The 15994-nt window shown below is 73.3% G+C and carries 11 protein-coding genes; 5 read left to right on the top strand and 6 right to left on the bottom strand.

Annotated elements, in window-relative coordinates; translation table 11 throughout:
* Positions 1-38: 38 nt before the first annotated feature.
* Entirely contained in the window at positions 39-1448 is a 1410-nt protein-coding gene (locus ACFYZA_RS12525; RefSeq protein WP_388489787.1) for a helix-turn-helix domain-containing protein, read from the top strand.
* A 98-nt stretch (positions 1449-1546) separates the two neighbouring features.
* On the opposite strand, the gene sucD is transcribed toward ACFYZA_RS12525, so the two are convergent.
* From sucD to ACFYZA_RS12550, 5 genes are all read right to left on the bottom strand, one after another.
* Positions 1547-2431 carry a succinate--CoA ligase subunit alpha gene (sucD, locus tag ACFYZA_RS12530; RefSeq protein WP_382591768.1) on the bottom strand — a complete coding sequence of 295 codons (885 nt, stop codon included), beginning with the start codon at positions 2429-2431 and terminating at the stop codon, positions 1547-1549.
* Between the two features lie 22 nt (positions 2432-2453).
* The gene (gene sucC / locus ACFYZA_RS12535; RefSeq protein WP_382591765.1) at positions 2454-3632 is read right to left on the bottom strand and encodes an ADP-forming succinate--CoA ligase subunit beta; all 1179 of its coding nucleotides are present in this window, start codon (positions 3630-3632) and stop codon (positions 2454-2456) included.
* Between the two features lie 232 nt (positions 3633-3864).
* Complete coding sequence (locus ACFYZA_RS12540) at positions 3865-5040, bottom strand: VWA domain-containing protein (RefSeq protein ID WP_382591762.1); 1176 nt, start codon at positions 5038-5040, stop codon at positions 3865-3867.
* Positions 5037-7454, bottom strand: a complete 2418-nt coding sequence (locus ACFYZA_RS12545) for a DUF5682 family protein (RefSeq protein ID WP_388489791.1) — start codon at positions 7452-7454, stop codon at positions 5037-5039. Before ACFYZA_RS12545 ends, ACFYZA_RS12540 begins: the two co-directional genes overlap by 4 nt.
* The gene (locus tag ACFYZA_RS12550; protein ID WP_388489794.1) at positions 7451-8587 is read right to left on the bottom strand and encodes an AAA family ATPase; all 1137 of its coding nucleotides are present in this window, start codon (positions 8585-8587) and stop codon (positions 7451-7453) included. The genes ACFYZA_RS12545 and ACFYZA_RS12550 overlap by 4 nt, the downstream gene beginning before the upstream one ends.
* A gap of 138 nt (positions 8588-8725) precedes the next feature.
* Here ACFYZA_RS12550 and ACFYZA_RS12555 point away from each other — a divergent pair, with 138 nt between their 5' ends.
* Together ACFYZA_RS12555 and ACFYZA_RS12560 are read left to right on the top strand one after the other, a co-directional pair.
* A complete protein-coding gene (locus tag ACFYZA_RS12555; protein ID WP_388489796.1) occupies positions 8726-10078 on the top strand; it encodes an SWIM zinc finger family protein in 1353 nt (450 codons plus the stop codon).
* A 142-nt stretch (positions 10079-10220) separates the two neighbouring features.
* The gene (locus tag ACFYZA_RS12560; RefSeq protein ID WP_388489799.1) at positions 10221-11876 is read left to right on the top strand and encodes a DUF5691 domain-containing protein; all 1656 of its coding nucleotides are present in this window, start codon (positions 10221-10223) and stop codon (positions 11874-11876) included.
* Positions 11877-12236: 360 nt separating this feature from the next.
* Here the strand turns inward: ACFYZA_RS12560 and ACFYZA_RS12565 are convergent, their stop codons facing one another.
* Positions 12237-12650, bottom strand: coding sequence for a cobalamin B12-binding domain-containing protein (locus ACFYZA_RS12565; RefSeq protein ID WP_388490275.1), 414 nt, complete (start codon positions 12648-12650; stop codon positions 12237-12239).
* Positions 12651-13029: 379 nt separating this feature from the next.
* Here ACFYZA_RS12565 and ACFYZA_RS12570 point away from each other — a divergent pair, with 379 nt between their 5' ends.
* Positions 13030-13854: an esterase/lipase family protein gene (locus ACFYZA_RS12570; protein WP_382591750.1), complete on the top strand. Its 825-nt coding sequence runs from the start codon at positions 13030-13032 to the stop codon at positions 13852-13854.
* 509 nt (positions 13855-14363) lie between these two features.
* Positions 14364-15953, top strand: a complete 1590-nt coding sequence (locus tag ACFYZA_RS12575) for a M23 family metallopeptidase (protein ID WP_388489802.1) — start codon at positions 14364-14366, stop codon at positions 15951-15953.
* Positions 15954-15994: the final 41 nt, after the last annotated feature.

Here is a 15994-nt window from a genome sequence, read left to right on the forward strand (position 1 = left end):
GCCGTTACGGCCTTCGCGGGGAGCCCTGGGAGCCCTTCATGACACAGAGCCCGGCCGATACCAAGGACACCGATGCCATGTCCCCCCTGCCCACTCCCAAGGAGCGGCGCCGGCTGCGCGAGGCGAAGGACCTGAGCGAGGCGCAGGTCGCGACGGCCGTGGGCGTCACGCGGGCGACCGTGCGCTCATGGGAAACCGGCCGCACCACGCCACGCGGGCGCAAGGGCCAGACGTACGCCCGCCTCCTCGCCACCATCGAGGCGGAGCTGGCGGCGGTGGCCGAGGCGGACCAGGACGACCCCGGGCCCGCGCTCGGCTCGGCGCCCGGCACCGGGACCGCCGGCCCCGCCGAGCCGGCCCCCAAGGCGAAGCGGCACACGGCGAGCACCCGGCCCGAGCCCGCCTCCGACGAGGCCTCCCCCAAGGCCTCCGAGACCGGGGGAAGAGCCACGAAGCCCGAGGCCGCCCCGCACCACCGCCCCGAGCACACGGCCCCCGAGCCCGTCTCTCCCGCGCCGGTGCCGGTCCCCGCCAAGGAGCTCGCCGCTCCCAAGACGCCCGCTCCCGCCGCCCCGGCCACGCTTGCCGACGCGCTGCCCGAGCAGGCCTCCGTGCCGCACACGCCCACCCCGGCCGAGGCGTTCGACGTGCTGTACACGTCCATCGCGCCCGACCTCGCCCGGCAGGCGTACCTGCTGACCGGACGCACCCGGCTCGCCAGGGAATCGGTGGAGCGCGCCTTCCACCAGGCCTGGGAGAACTGGCCCGAGGTCGCCACCGACCGGGACCCGGCGGGGTGGGTGCGGGCAGCGGCGTACGAGTACGCGATGGCCCCCTGGCACCGCTTCCGGCGCGCCCACAAGCGCCCCGACCAGCCGCCGGCCGAGCCTGAACGCAGGGCGCTCCTGGACGCGCTGCTCGATCTGCCGCCCGCCTACCGGCGCACGGTGCTGCTGTACGACGGGGTCGGGCTCGACCTTCCGGAGACGGCGGCCGAGACACAGGCGAGCACCCCCGCCGCCGCCAACCGGGTCCTGAACGCGCGGGCCGCGATCCTCGACCGGGTGCCGGCGGCGGCCCGCGCCAGGAACCCGCAGGCCCTCTCCGCGGACCTGCGCGAGCGCATCACCGACCTCGCGCTCGCCGGGCCGGACTCCGTCACCCGGCTGCCGTCGGCGCCGGTCGTCCGCACCGGGGGCGAGCGGCGGCGCCGGTTCTGGACCCGGGCCGCGATCGCCTTCACCACGCTGATCGTGAGCGCGACCGCCTTCACCGTGGTGACGGTCCCGCACCACCACGTGCGTCCGGTGCCGTTCGGCGAGCGCGTCGGCGGGGTCCCCGCCAACAACGGGCCGCAGCGGCTGACCAGTGAGGACCTCCAACTGCGCGACAAGCTGCGCACGGAACCCGCCCGCGGGCCGCACCGCCTGGTCCTCGACATCCGCTGACCGCCCGGCCCGGTCCGCCCCAGCACGAGGGCCCGCACCCCCCGAGAGGTGCGGGCCCTTCATGCGTACCCGTGGAGCTCAGCTCCGCGAGGCCGTGCTCAGCTGCCGAGGATGGCGCGCGCGAGCTTGGCGGTCTCGGTCGGCGTCTTGCCGACCTTGACGCCGGCGGCCTCCAGGGCCTCCTTCTTCGCCTGGGCGGTGCCGGAGGAGCCGGAGACGATGGCGCCGGCGTGGCCCATGGTCTTGCCCTCGGGCGCGGTGAAGCCCGCGACGTAGCCGACGACCGGCTTGGTGACGTTGGCCTTGATGTAGTCGGCCGCACGCTCCTCGGCGTCGCCGCCGATCTCGCCGATCATCACGATCAGGTCGGTCTCGGGGTCGGCCTCGAACGCGGCGAGCGCGTCGATGTGCGTGGTGCCGATGACCGGGTCGCCACCGATGCCGACGGCGGACGAGAAGCCGATGTCGCGCAGCTCGTACATCATCTGGTAGGTCAGCGTGCCGGACTTCGACACCAAGCCGATACGGCCCGGCTTGGTGATGTCGCCCGGGATGATGCCGGCGTTGGACTGGCCGGGGGTGATCAGACCCGGGCAGTTCGGGCCGATGATGCGGGTCTTGTTGCCCTTGGCCTTCGCGTACGCCCAGAAGGCGGCGGAGTCGTGGACGGCGATGCCCTCGGTGATGACCACGGCGAGGGGGATCTCGGCGTCGATGGCCTCGACGACGGCGGCCTTGGCGAAGGCCGGCGGCACGAAGAGGACGGAGACGTCGGCGCCCGTCTTCTCCATCGCCTCGGCGACCGAGCCGAAGACCGGGACCTCGGTGCCGTCGAAGTCGACCGACTGGCCGGCCTTGCGCGGGTTCACGCCGCCGACGATGTTGGTGCCGTCGGCCAGCATGAGCTTGGTGTGCTTCATGCCCGTGGCGCCGGTCATGCCCTGGACGATGACCTTGCTGTCCTTGGTGAGGAAGATAGCCATGGTGGTGTCTTAACCTCTTCCCTTACTTCGCAGCCGCGAGCTCGGCGGCCTTGTCGGCCGCGCCGTCCATGGTGTCCACGCGCTGCACCAGCGGGTGGTTGGCGTCGCTGAGGATCTTGCGACCCAGCTCCGCGTTGTTGCCGTCGAGACGGACGACCAGCGGCTTGTTGACCTCTTCGCCCTTCTCGGCGAGCAGGGCGAGGGCCTGGATGATGCCGTTGGCGACCTCGTCGCACGCGGTGATGCCACCGAAGACGTTGACGAACACGGACTTGACGTCCGCGTCGCCGAGGATGATCTCCAGGCCGTTCGCCATCACCTGGGCGGACGCGCCGCCGCCGATGTCGAGGAAGTTGGCCGGCTTCACGCCGCCATGGTTCTCACCGGCGTACGCGACGACGTCCAGGGTGCTCATGACGAGACCCGCGCCGTTGCCGATGATGCCGACCTCGCCGTCGAGCTTCACGTAGTTGAGGTTCTTGGCCTTGGCGGCCGCCTCGAGGGGGTTGGCCGCGGCCTTGTCCTCAAGGGCCTCGTGCTCCGGCTGACGGAACTCGGCGTTCTCGTCCAGCGAGACCTTGCCGTCGAGGGCCAGGATGCGGCCGTCCTTGGTCTTCACCAGCGGGTTGACCTCGACGAGGAGTGCGTCCTCGGCGACGAAGGTCTTCCACAGGGTCACCATGGCCTCGGCGACGCCCTCGGCCACGTCGGCCGGGAACTTCGCCTGGGCCACGATCTCGCGGGCCTTCTCGATGTCCACGCCCTCGACGGCGTTGACCGGGACCTTCGCGAGGGCCTCGGGGGTCTTCTCCGCGACCTCCTCGATGTCCATGCCGCCCTGCACCGACGCCATGGCGAGGAAGGTGCGGTTGGTGCGGTCGAGGAGGTACGAGACGTAGTACTCGGCCTCGATCTCCGGAGACAGCTCGGCGATCATCACGTTGTGGACCGTGTGGCCCTTGATGTCCATGCCGAGGATGTCCGTCGCGCGAGCGACGGCCTCGTCCGGCGTGGCGGCCAGCTTCACGCCGCCGGCCTTGCCGCGGCCGCCGACCTTCACCTGCGCCTTGACGACCGACTTGCCGCCGAGACGCTCAGTGGCCTCGCGCGCCGCCTCAGGCGTGTCGATCACTTCACCGGCCAGCACCGGTACACCGTGCTTGGCGAAGAGGTCCCTCGCCTGGTACTCGAACAGGTCCACGCGCGTCCGTCCCTTTTCAGTGGTATCGCGGTTCCGTTGTCTACTGGGCGTGCCGCGAAGGGCAACGTGACGGCGCTGTCACTGAGGGAGGCGTACACGGTGTCCGAGTACGCGGCATGTCCGTCTCGCAGGTTATCTCCGCAGGACGTAGGTCCCTAAATCAGGGATCACACCTGGGCGGTGATACCTGTCACAGATCACCTGCTCAGCGCGCGTTGCCATATGACCTCCCTCACGCCTCGGGTATCGGCAGCGGCCGCCGCTCGATCGCCGCGGCCATCACCTCGGGGAAGAGGTCCGGGGTGCAGGCGAAGGCCGGGGCGCCCAGCGCGGCAAGCGCCGCGGCATGATCGCGGTCGTACGCCGGGGCGCCCTCGTCGGAGAGCGCGAGCAGGGCCACGAACTGCACTCCGGACGCCTTCATCGCGGCGACCCGCTTCAGCATCTCGGCCCGGATCCCGCCCTCGTAAAGATCACTGATCAGAACGACCACCGTGTCGGCAGGACGGGTGATCTGCGACTGGCAGTACGCGAGCGCCCGGTTGATGTCGGTGCCGCCGCCGAGCTGGGTGCCGAAAAGGACGTCGACGGGGTCGTCCAGCTGGTCGGTGAGGTCGACGACGGCGGTGTCGAAGACGACCAGCCGGGTCGCGATCGAGCGCATCGAGGCGAGCACGGCGCCGAAGACCGAGGCGTAGACGACGGATGCGGCCATCGAGCCGGACTGGTCGATGCACAGCACGACGTCCTTCTTCACGCCCCGTGCCGCCCGCCCGTACCCGACGAGCCGCTCGGGCACGACGGTGTTGTACTCGGGCAGGTAGTTCTTGAGGTTGGCCCTGATCGTGCGGTCCCAGTCGATGTCCCGGTGGCGGGGCCGGCTGATCCGGGTGCTGCGGTCGAGGGCGCCGGTGAGGGTGGCCCGGGTGCGGGTGGCGAGGCGCTTCTCCAGGTCCTCGACGACCTTGCGCACCACGGCCCGCGCGGTCTCCCGGGTGGTCTCGGGCATCGCCTTGTTCAGCGAGAGCAGGGTGCCGACCAGGTGCACGTCGGCCTCGACGGCCTCCAGCATCTCCGGCTCCAGGAGCAGCGCGGCGAGGCCGAGCCGCTCGATGGCGTCGCGCTGCATGACCTGCACGACCGAACTCGGGAAGTACGTACGGATGTCGCCGAGCCAGCGCGCGACGGACGGCGCCGACGCCCCGAGCCCGGCCCCGCGCTCCTTGCTCCCGCTCCTGCCCTGGGGGCCGCTCCTGGCGCCGCCGTAGAGCGCGGCCAGCGCGCCGTCCATGGCGGCGTCCTGCCCGGCGAGCGCGCGGCCGGTCCCCTCGGCGCCGGGCTCGCCGCCGAGCACGAGCCGCCAGCGCCGCAGGCGCTCGTCCTCACTAGGTCGCGTGCTGGTCGTCACTTGCCCACCCCCGCAAGGTAGTTGGGATCGTCGAGAGAGCCGGGTGCGCCAAGTTCGTCCGTTCCGTTCGGGTGGTGGTCGGGTCTTTCGGGATCGGTCGCGCCGCCGGATCCGCCGCGGCCGAGCAGCAGGGCGAGGATCGGCAGCACCGCGTCCGCGCGGTCGGGGTCGAGGCCGGCGCCGAATCCGGGGGCGGCCGCGTCGCCGGGGCCGGTGCGCACGGCGGGGCCGCGTCGCACCAGCTCGCCCAACGTGCGCCGCACGCCCGCCTCATAGGCGGCGAACGTCCGCCGCAGCAGCGGCAGTACGTCGGTGAACGCCTCCGGGGCCACGCCGGTCAGCCAGCCGTCGACCAGCGCGCGCAGCCGCTCGTCGTGGACCAGGAGCATGCCGCCGCCGGACGCGCCGCCGACGAACCCCTCGATCCAGGCGGCCGCGTCGGCGGGAGCGGTGCCCGGCGAGAGCGCGAGGCCCATGTGGCGGGCCGCGTCCTCGTTGTGGATCCGGCCGTCGTCGAGGAGCAGCCGCACCGCCCGGCCGCGCAGGACGCCCGGCACGGTCTCGCGCGCGGCGAGCTTGCCGAGCACCGTGGACCAGCGCTCGCGCAGGCCGCCCGCCCCGGCGCCGGCCGGGTCGGCGAGGAGGCCGATCGCGGTGTGCACGGCGTCCAGATGGGTCCGCATCTCGGCTGCGCCGTCCGCGTCCAGGGCCGCGCAGGCGGGCGGCAGGCCGACACAGATGCGTTCGGCCAGGCCCGCCGCGACCTCGGCGAGAGCGCCGGTCGTGGTGCCCCGCACATCTCCGTAGCGCAGGGTGCGGGCGAGGGCGGGCAGCGCCTGGGCGAGGTGGGCGACGTCCGTGTCGAGCGCGGCCCGGTCGGCGAGCGCGCGCATCACCACCGGCAGCGCCTGCGGCAGTTCGGCCAGCAGACAGCGCTCGGCGAGCGCGGTGATCGCGCCGAGCGCGCTCGCGCCGGCCGCGTCCGCCTCGGCCTTCGCCGTGGCGGCGCCCAGGACGGTGGTGCCCCACACCCCGGCCTCGGCGACCCGCACCGACAGCTCGGGCTCCCAGCGCAGCCGCCAGCTCTCCCGGAAGGTGCCGGTGGAGCGGGCCCGGGTCCGCTCGCCCCAGCCGATGCCGAGCAGCCGCAGCCGGTGCAGCAGCCTGCTGCGCCCCGCGTCGGTCTCCTTGCGCAGATCGAGCTCCAACTCCCGCTCCAGCGCCTCCGGTTTGAGCCGGAGGCCACGCTGGATCCGTACGAGATCGCGCTGGAGCGGGACGGCGGGCGCCGCGTCGGGCACCTCCCCGAGGACGTCCCCCACGATGAGCCGCTCCTGGATCAGCGCGAGTGGCACGTCGGAGCCCTCGCACATCACGGCCCGTACGGCGTCGGTGGTCTCGGCGAGGCCGGGCAGCGGGCGGCCCCGCATCGCGGCGAGCGTCCCGGCGAGCCGGACCGCCTCGATGACGTGGGCGGAGGAGATCTGGCGGTCCTCCGCGCGCAGCAGCCCGGCGACCTTCGTCATCCAGCGCTCGACCGGCCGGTCCGGAGCGGCGAACAGGTGCCCGTACCAGCCCGGCGAGTCGATGCCCGCGCCGTAGCCGCTGCGCCGGGCGAGCCTGCGGTGCGTCCAGGGCACCCAGGTCAGCTCGGTCTTGACCTTGGGCAGCCCCTTGAGCAGGGCGCGGTCGGCGGCCACGGTGGACTTCCCGGCGAGCGCCGGCACATGCCAGGCACCGCAGACGACGGCGATCCCGCTCCCGAACTCTCTTGTCGCGGACCGCAGTTGCTGCCTCATGTACGCCTCGCGGATCAGATCCCTCGGGTGGCCGCCGTCCCCGTACGTCTCGCGCAGTACGGCCATGGCCTCGCCGAGCACGGCGAACGGCGCCCGGGGGTCCGTGGCGGTGTCCCGGTGCTCGATCACGTCCTCCCACCAGCGCTCCGGGTCGTCGTACCCGGCGGCCTCGGCAAGCGCGCCGATGGGATCGCCCCGTGGCCCGGCGTCCTCCTGTGCGGGCTCCTCCCCCGCGAGTTCCTTCTCCCCGGCTTCCTCTTCCGTGGCCGTGGCGAGCGAGTGGGCTGCGGGCAGGTCGATGAAGCGAACCCGCGCGCCGTGGTCCAGGGCCCAGCGGATCGCCACCCACTCCGGCGAGAACTCCGCCATCGGCCAGAACGCGGCCCGCCCCGGATCGTCGACGACATGGGCGAGCAGCGCGACCGGCGGCCGCATGCCCTCGTCGGCGGCGAGGGCCAGCAGGGCGTCGCCCTCGGGCGGCCCCTCGATGAGCACGGCTTCCGGCCGGGCCGCCTCCAGCGCGGCCCGTACCGCGCGCGCCGAGCCGGGGCCGTGGTGGCGCACCCCGAGCAGCAGCGGCCCTTCGGCGCCGAGCGTCGCGGCAGGCGCGGTCATACGGACACCTCGCGGCAGGCGCGGTAGAAGTCCTTCCAGCCGTCCCGCTCGCGGACCACCGTCTCCAGGTATTCCTGCCAGATGACGCGGTCCGCCGCCGGGTCGCGCACCACCGCGCCGAGGATTCCGGCGGCCACGTCGCCCGCCCGCAGCACCCCGTCGCCGAAGTGCGCGGCGAGCGCCAGACCGCCCGTGACCACGGAGATCGCCTCGGCCGTGGAGAGCGTCCCCGAAGGGGACTTGAGCTTGGTGCGGCCGTCCGTGGTGATCCCGTCGCGCAGCTCCCGGAAGACGGTGACGACGCGGTGGATCTCCGCCATGCCGTCGGGCACCGCGGGCAGGTCGAGCGAGCGGCCGAGCTGGTCGACCCGGCGCGAGACGATGTCGACCTCCGCCTCGGCGGTCGCCGGCAGCGGCAGGACCACCGTGTTGAAGCGGCGGCGCAGCGCGCTGGACAGCTCGTTCACACCGCGGTCGCGGTCGTTGGCGGTGGCGATCAGGTTGAAGCCCCGTACGGCCTGGGTCTCGGCACCCAGCTCCGGGATGGGCAGGGTCTTCTCGGACAGGATCGTGATCAGGGAGTCCTGCACATCGGCCGGGATACGCGTCAGCTCCTCGACCCGTGCGGTCATGCCCTGGGCCATCGCCCGCATGACCGGGCTGGGCACGAGCGCGGCGCGGCTCGGGCCGTTGGCGAGCAGCTGGGCGTAGTTCCAGCCGTAGCGGACGGCCTCCTCCGGGGTGCCCGCGGTGCCCTGCACCAGAAGTGTGGAGTCGCCGCTGACGGCGGCCGCGAGGTGCTCGGACACCCAGGTCTTGGCGGTGCCGGGCACGCCGAGCAGGAGCAGCGCGCGGTCGGTGGCGAGGGTGGTGACGGCGACTTCGACGATGCGCCGCGGGCCCACGTACTTCGGTGTGATCACGGTGCCGTCGGGCAGGGTGCCGCCGAGGAGATAGGTGGCGACCGCCCAGGGCGAGAGGCGCCAACGGGCCGGGCGCGGGCGGTCGTCCGCCGCCGCGAGCGCCGCCAGTTCGTCCGCGAAGGCCTGCTCGGCGTGCGGCCGCAGGGCCTCTTCCGTCGCGGCCTCCGCGCGGGATTCGGTGTGCGCGGACTCGATTTCGGACACGGTCATGGCTCCCCCTCCAGATCGTTCGAGACGTTCGACCGGCTTGTGGTCTCCACCGTGCACCACGCCACTGACAATCACCCCTCGACGGGCCATTCACGCAGGTCAGAGCGATTGTCAGTGGGCGCACGTACCTTCGGTGACATGACTCAGCAGGGGGTGCGCTGGACGGCGGATCAGGTGCTCGCACTGGCGCCTGACGATGCGTCACGCAAGGCGGGAAGCAGGCTCGGCACGGCCGGGCCGTGGTCGGAGAGCGGGTGCGACGACACGGGGGCGGTGTGGGGCCTGTGCAAGGGCAGCGGCAGCAAGCCGTACCAGGCGGTGATCGACACAAGTGGCCCGGCCTACAAGTGCAGTTGCCCGAGCCGGAAGTTCCCGTGCAAGCACGCGGTGGGGCTGCTGCTGCTCTGGTCGGCGGACGAACAGGCGGTCCCGGCGGGGACGGCGCCGGACTGGGCCGAGCAGTGGCTGAAGGGGAGACGGGCACGCGCGGCGAAGCCGGAGCCGGGGTCAACAGGCGCCGAATCCGGACCGGTTGACCCCGAGGCGGCCCGGCGCAGGGCCGAGAGGCGGGCGGACCGGATCACCGCCGGGGCCGCCGAGCTCGAACAGCGCCTGGCCGACTTGCTGCGCGGCGGGATCGCGGCGGCCGAGCGTCCCGGGTACGGCCTGTGGGAGGAGGCGGCCGCCCGCATGGTCGACGCGCAGGCGCCCGGACTCGCGGGACTGGTGAGGGAGTTGGGTGCCATACCGGGTTCCGGTCCGGGCTGGCCGACGCGGCTCCTGGAACAGTGCGCGCTGCTGCACCTCCTCGACCGGGCCTGGCTCGGCCGCGCCGACCTGCCGGAGCCGCTGGCCGCGACGGTCCGCTCCCGTGTCGGGGTGCCCGCCACCCCGCAGGGTCCCGCGATCCGCGACCGCTGGCAGGTCCTCGCCCAGTACGACACGGCCGACGCGAAGCTCACCACGCGCCGCATCTGGCTGTACGGAAGGGAGTCGCGCCGCTCGGCCCTCGTCCTGGACTTCGGGCCGGGGGGCCGGCCCCCCGGCGTGGCGTTGCCGGTGGGCCTGACGATCGACGCCGACCTGACGCCCTACCCGGGCGCGGGCCGGCTGCGGGCCGCGCTGGGCGAGCGGTACGGGACCGGGGCCGCGCCCGACGGCCCGCCTCCGGGCGGCACGGCGACCGAGGCGGTCGAGCGCTACGGCCGGGCGCTCCTGGACGACCCCTGGCTGGAGTCGTATCCGGCGACCTTGAGCGCGGCGATACCGATACCGCCGAAGGACGGTGACGACTGCTGGCAACTGGCTGATGTGGAAGGCGAGTTGGCGCTCCCGGTAACGCCGGGCGCGGCGGCCCGCTCCGGCCTGTGGCGGCTGGCCGCGCTGTCCGGGGGCGCCCCGGTGACGGTCTTCGGCGAATGCGGCCACCGGGGTTTCACACCGCTGGCGGCGTGGCCGAGGGGATCGACGGAGACGGTGGCGCTGACATGAGCGGGATCGGGGCGGGTCGGTACGGGAGCCCTGCACGGGGAGGGCCGGGAGGGGCAGGCACGTACGGCGAGGGCCGGGACGGGGACGCGCACGGGTCGGTACGGGGCTCGTACGGGGGCCGCGACAGGACGGAGGGGGTTCGATGACCAGCGCGACGAGGGAGACGAGGGAGACGACGGAGGTGGGCGGGGAAGGCACGCACCGGGCCGACGCGGACCGGGTTGTCGCGGGGGCCGGGGCCTGGGAGGAGTTGGTGACCGCGGCGCTGCTCGGCACCGACCGGCGGCCGGGCGCGGGGACGCCCGGGGAGCTGCTCGACGCCGCCGCGACGCGGACCCTGCGCCGCCGGGCGGGGCTCGTTCCGGCGGCGGCGGGGGTGCGGCCGCCGGACGCCCCGCCGGACGAGCGGCCCGTGCTGCCGGAGGCGGCCCGGCGGCGCCTCGCGCTGCTCCTCGCCGACCGCTCGGCTCCCGCGCACGCCGGGGGCCGGCGCGGGAGCGCTCCCGACCTGGGCGAGCTGCTTCCGCAGTGGCTGGCCCTGGCCAACGAGCGGGGTCTGCGCGCGCCTGCCGAGCTGCTGCCCACCCTGCTCGACGCGGCCCGGGCCCGTACCGATCTGCGCCCCCAGGCCCTGGCCTTCGCGGGGCCGCGCGGCCTGTGGCTGGCCAGGCTCAACCCGGAGTGGCGCTTCGCGCAGCGCGGAGCGTCGGGCAGCGCGGTGCTGCCGGATCCGGGGGACGCCGAGGCCGTTCAACTCCTTTGGGAAGAGGGCCTGTTCGCCGAGCGGGTGGCGCTGCTCGGGGCGGTTCGGGCGTACGGCGCGGCGGCGGGGCGGGCGCTCCTGGCCACGACGTGGGCGACCGAGCGGGCCGAGGACCGGCTGATGTTCCTGGACTCGCTGCGCGACGGGCTCTCGGCCCTGGACGAGCCGTTCCTGGAGCAGGCGCTCGCCGACCGCAGCCGCAATGTGCGGGCGACGGCGGCGGAGCTGCTCTCCGCGCTGCCCGGTTCGGCGCTCGCGGGGCGGATGGCCGAGCGGGCGGCGTCCTGCGTGTCCCTCGACCGCACGGCCGAGGAGGCGACGATCTCGGTGGAGGCGCCGCACGAGTGCGATGCGGCGATGCAGCGGGACGGAGTCGCGCCGCGCCCGCCGGCCGGGCGGGGCGAACGGTCTTGGTGGCTCGGCCAGTTGGTGGAGTCGACGCCGCTCGGCACGTGGCCGCGACGGTTCGGCGGGCGGCCGGTCGCCGACATCGTGGCGCTGCCCGTCGCCGACGACTGGGGCGATGAGCTGCACGCCGCGTGGTGCCGGGCGGCGGTGCGGCAGCGCGACGCGGAGTGGGCACGGGCCCTGCTCGGCGCCCCGTCCGCGCCGCCCGGTGAGAGCGCGGGCACGACGTCACTGGCCGAGCGGGCCAAGCTCCTGTCCGTCCTCGCGGAGCCCGAACGGGCGGACTGGGTGGCCCGGTTCATATCGGCGCACGGCCTGTCGGAGGCGTTCCAGCTGCTCGGCGTGTGTGTGGTGCCGTGGGCGGGGGCGCTGGGGCGGGCCGTGGTGGACGCGCTGGAGATCGCACGGGATGCGGGGAGCTATCCGTGGAGCTTCAGCGGGGTCATGGGCCTGGCCGAGCGCTGCCTCGACCCTTCGGAGTCGCCCCGCCTGGAGGCGCTGACGGCTACGCAGCCGGAGCGGGAGGGGGCGTCGCCGGGAGCGGGGGGTTACTGGGCGGAGGCGTTCCAGCGCCTGGTCGCCACGTTGCGCCTGCGCGCGGCCCTGCGAACCGAACTGTGCCCCTAGCCCCTCCGGGCGCCCGAGGCCGCGGGCCCCGGGCCCCTTGAAAGCCGCCTTCGCCTGCGGGCCACGGGGGCCGTTCGCGCAGTTCCCCGCGCCCCTTGAACCTTCCCCACCCCGCCCCTTCCCGAGACCCTCCGGGGGAAGTTCGTCGAGGGGGGAAGTTCGTCGAGTGCGGGCCGTGCGTGGCTGGTCGCGCAGTTCCCCGCGCCCCTAAAAGCACCGGGTGCTGCGGCATCTTCAGCCCGTCCGGCGTTTGAGGACGAGCGCCCTTTAGGCACGAACGGGGTCTGGGGCGGAGCCCCAGGGGCCCGGAACCAACCAACCCCGGGCAACGGGCGGGCGGGCAACCCCACCCACCGAGGCCTACGCGCCTGCGGGCTGGCGGACGTTGGCGTTGACCCAGGTCACGATGGACGCCGTCGTCGCCCCGGGAGTGAAGATCTCCGCGACCCCGAGCTCCTTCAGCGGCGGAATATCCGCCTCCGGAATGATCCCCCCACCGAACACCTTGATGTCCTCCGCTTCCCGCTCCTTCAAAAGCTCCAGCACCTTCGCGAACAGCGTGTTGTGCGCGCCGGAAAGGATGGAGAGCCCGATCGCGTCGGCATCCTCCTGGATCGCGGTGTCGACGATCTGCTCGGGCGTCTGGTGCAGCCCGGTGTAGATGACCTCCATGCCGGCATCACGCAGCGCCCGCGCGATGACCTTGGCCCCGCGATCGTGACCGTCGAGCCCCGGCTTGGCCACCACCACGCGGATCGGACCAGTTACACCCATCACTGCCTCCACATGTCCCACCTGCGCACCCCCGCGCCAAAGAGCCGGGGAGTGAACGAACGTTATCGACAGCATCCCGCAAGCCGCCGTTTCACGGTGGAGAGGGAGGGGGAAATCACACGTGGGACACGTTCGTTTCGCACCGTACCCGCATCAGTCGGCCCCCCTGCCCCGGCCGGAGGGCCCTCGCCACCGTGTGGGCACGGTCGCAAGGGGAGCCGCTACGAAGGCGCCGCACCACCGTGCTGCCAGCCGCGCAGCACGGTGGTCCGGCCCTCTTTTTTCGGGCCGGCCGAAGCGGGATCTTCACCGGTGGAACCCCATGAGGGCATACGGGGGACGGAGCGGCCTTCCGTGTGCCATTCGGGAGGTCGCCGCCGTGCAGTTCTTATCGCTACTGCCGTCATGTCTGCGCCGGGCGTGGCTGTCGGCCGCCCTGATCCGGGCCACCGCGCTCGACCTCGCGGTGCTGGCCGGGCATCTGCTGCTCTATCCGTCGGGCCTCACTCCCGAGCGGCACCCGGCGATCGACGCCGCCGACGCGCCACAGCTGCCCACCGCCGGCCGGTCGCACCCGCCCGTCGTCCTGCTGCACGGCTTCATCGACAACCGCTCGGTCTTCGTGCTGCTGCGCCGTTCGCTGGCCCGGCACGGCTGGCGGCACCTCGAATCCCTCAACTACTCGCCGCTGACCGTCGACATCAAGGTCGCCGCCGATCTGCTCGGCCGCCACGTAGAGGACATCTGCGCCCGCACCGGCCACGCCGAGGTGGACATCGTCGGGCACAGCCTGGGCGGTTTGATAGCCCGCTACTACGTGCAGCGCCTGGGCGGCGACCGCCGGGTCCGTACGCTCGTCACGCTCGGCACCCCGCATTCCGGTACGCGCTCGGCCCAGCTCGCCAACGCCCACCCGATCGTGCGGCAGATGTGCCCCGGCTCCGCTCTCGTCGAGGAGCTGCGCCTGCCCGCACCCGGCATTCGTACCCGGTTCGTGAGTTTCTGGAGCGATCTCGACACGCTGATGATTCCGGTCGAGACGGCCCGCGTGGAGCACCCTGACCTGCTGGCCCAGAACGTCCGGGTGACGGGTATCGGTCATCTGGCCATGCCGGTCCACCCGGCCGTCGCCGCCGGAGTGCGCCAGGCACTGACAGCGGGGGACGCGGAGACCGCCGACCAGGACGCGTTCTCGGTGGCCTGAGCGGGGCCTGAGCTGTGACCTGAGCGAGGCCTGGGCTGCGGCCTGAGCTGCGGCCTGAGCTGCGGCCTGAGCTGCGGCCGAGCGGTATCGGGCGATGGCCCGCTCGGCGGGCTGGGCCATGCCCGGCGCGGCGGCCCGCACAAAGACCCGCCCGACCACCGCCCGGCACGCCGAACAGAAAACCCGCGCGCGATCCACACAAATCCCGCACTCCGACCGGACCGCGTACCCCGAACGCCCCATCCCCTGGCCGGATTTCACCCCTGACGCTCCCCCGGGGCGCGGTTTCCGAGGGCGCCGTCCGTCGAACGATTCCCGAACACAGGGCCAAGGCTCTGCACACAGTCCGCCGAAAGGCGGCTGATTGCCCGTTTCCCGGAACGGCGGAGCCCGCCGAAGATTGTCGGCGTCGCGTACCGCCGGGTACAGTCACGCCACTGCTGTCCCCGGGACCCCCCGCCCTTTGGGACCCGGCCGCAGGTTCTGTTGCCGAGGCGAGAGAGAAGTTGGTGACTGACCAGCACGCCCACGCCGGGTACGTCGGACACGACGGTTACCTCAACGGCAGCAGTGGCCATGACGGCAACGCCCCTCAGGGCCACAGCACCGGAAGCTTCGCCGTCGACCCGCTCTTCGGCTCGATGCACGACGGTTACGCCGGCCAGAACGCCCACCCGGCGGGCCCCACCGGCCAGTTCGACACCGGCACCTTCGCCTCCCCGTACGACAGCACCGGCCAGTGGACGGTTCCGGCCCAGGCTCCGGCGTACGAACCGGACGGCGCGACCGGCAGCTTCGACAGCAGCGCCTTCCAGACCGGCACCCTTCCGACCGGCGCCTTCCACACCGGCGCCCCGCACACCGGCGCGTTCGGTACGGGCCAGTTCGAGACCGGTACGTTCGCCGCCCAGGCCTTCTCCGGCCAGGCGTCCGACACCGGCGCCTTCCCCACCGCCTCCTTCCGGACGCCGAGCGTCCTGGACACGGGAACTCTCGACACGAGCGGCTTCGACACCACGGGCCAGTGGGACGCCGGCGCCTGGAACCAGGCTCAGGGCACCGGTCAGTACGACAACACCGCGTTCGCCTCCGCGTACGACACCACCGGCCAGTGGGCCGTGCCCGGCACCCACACCGATACCGGCACCTACGACGCGACCGCGTGGAACGCGACGGCGGCGGACCGGACGGCCCCCTTCCCCCGGGCCGAGAGCAGCCCGGAGCCCCAACTCCCTTACGAGACGGCCGAGTTCCCCCAGGTGGAGCTCGCGGACGATTCCGTCCCGGAGCCGGACGGCAGGCCCGACGACCTGCCCGGCGCGGCCGTTCCCGCCTCGCGGGCCGAGGCGCGGCGCGGGGCCAGCCGTCGGCGGCGTACGCCCGCCAAGCGTTCGGCGCTGCTGACGGTCGCGGTGCCGTCCGTGTGTGTGATGGGGGTCGCGGGCGTCGCGGTCGCCTCCGTCGGCGGGATGGGCGACGGCAAGGACGAGGGCAGCACGGTGACGGCCGCGTCCGACCCGGCCTCGGTCAAGCCGGTCGCCGCCAACACCAAGCTGGACACCCAGCTCGCCAATCTCAGCGCGGACGCGAGCAGCTTCGCCGACCGGGCCAGCCGGACGCAGGAACGTATCGACCTCAAGGCCCGCCAGGACGCGGAGAAGAAGAAAAAGGAGGACGCGGCCGCCGCCAAGGAGGCCGCGCGCCCCAAGTTCGTCCTGCCGGTGACGCAGCGGGGGCTCAGCGCGTACTACGGGCAGGCCGGCGTCAACTGGATGTCGGTGCACACCGGCATCGACTTCCCGGTCTCGTACGGCACCCCCGTGATGTCGGCGATCGACGGCACGATCCGCACCCAGTGGAACAGCGCCTACGGCAACATGGCCATAGTGACCGGCGCCGACGGCACCGAGACCTGGTACTGCCACCTGTCCAGCACCAAGCTCCGCTCGGGTCCGGTCAAGGCGGGCGAGGTCATCGCGTACTCGGGGAACTCCGGCAACTCCACCGGCCCGCACCTCCACTTCGAGGTGCGGCCGCAAGGCGGTTCGTCGATAGACCCCCTGCCGTGGCTGCGCAGCCACGGCCTGGACCCGACGTAAGGCGCAGGACCCGGAGGACCCGCAGGACCCGCAGGACCCGC

It is taken from the genome of Streptomyces sp. NPDC001828, assembly GCF_042892175.1.
Lineage (GTDB): Bacteria > Actinomycetota > Actinomycetes > Streptomycetales > Streptomycetaceae > Streptomyces.

Coding starts and splice junctions, on each gene's coding strand:
- ACFYZA_RS12525 (WP_388489787.1), top strand. CDS start 39: ATGACACAGAGCCCGGCCGATACCAAGGACACCGATGCCATGTCCCCC.
- sucD (WP_382591768.1), bottom strand. CDS start 2,431: ATGGCTATCTTCCTCACCAAGGACAGCAAGGTCATCGTCCAGGGCATG.
- ACFYZA_RS12545 (WP_388489791.1), bottom strand. CDS start 7,454: ATGACCGCGCCTGCCGCGACGCTCGGCGCCGAAGGGCCGCTGCTGCTC.
- ACFYZA_RS12550 (WP_388489794.1), bottom strand. CDS start 8,587: ATGACCGTGTCCGAAATCGAGTCCGCGCACACCGAATCCCGCGCGGAG.
- ACFYZA_RS12555 (WP_388489796.1), top strand. CDS start 8,726: ATGACTCAGCAGGGGGTGCGCTGGACGGCGGATCAGGTGCTCGCACTG.
- ACFYZA_RS12560 (WP_388489799.1), top strand. CDS start 10,221: ATGACCAGCGCGACGAGGGAGACGAGGGAGACGACGGAGGTGGGCGGG.
- ACFYZA_RS12565 (WP_388490275.1), bottom strand. CDS start 12,650: ATGGGTGTAACTGGTCCGATCCGCGTGGTGGTGGCCAAGCCGGGGCTC.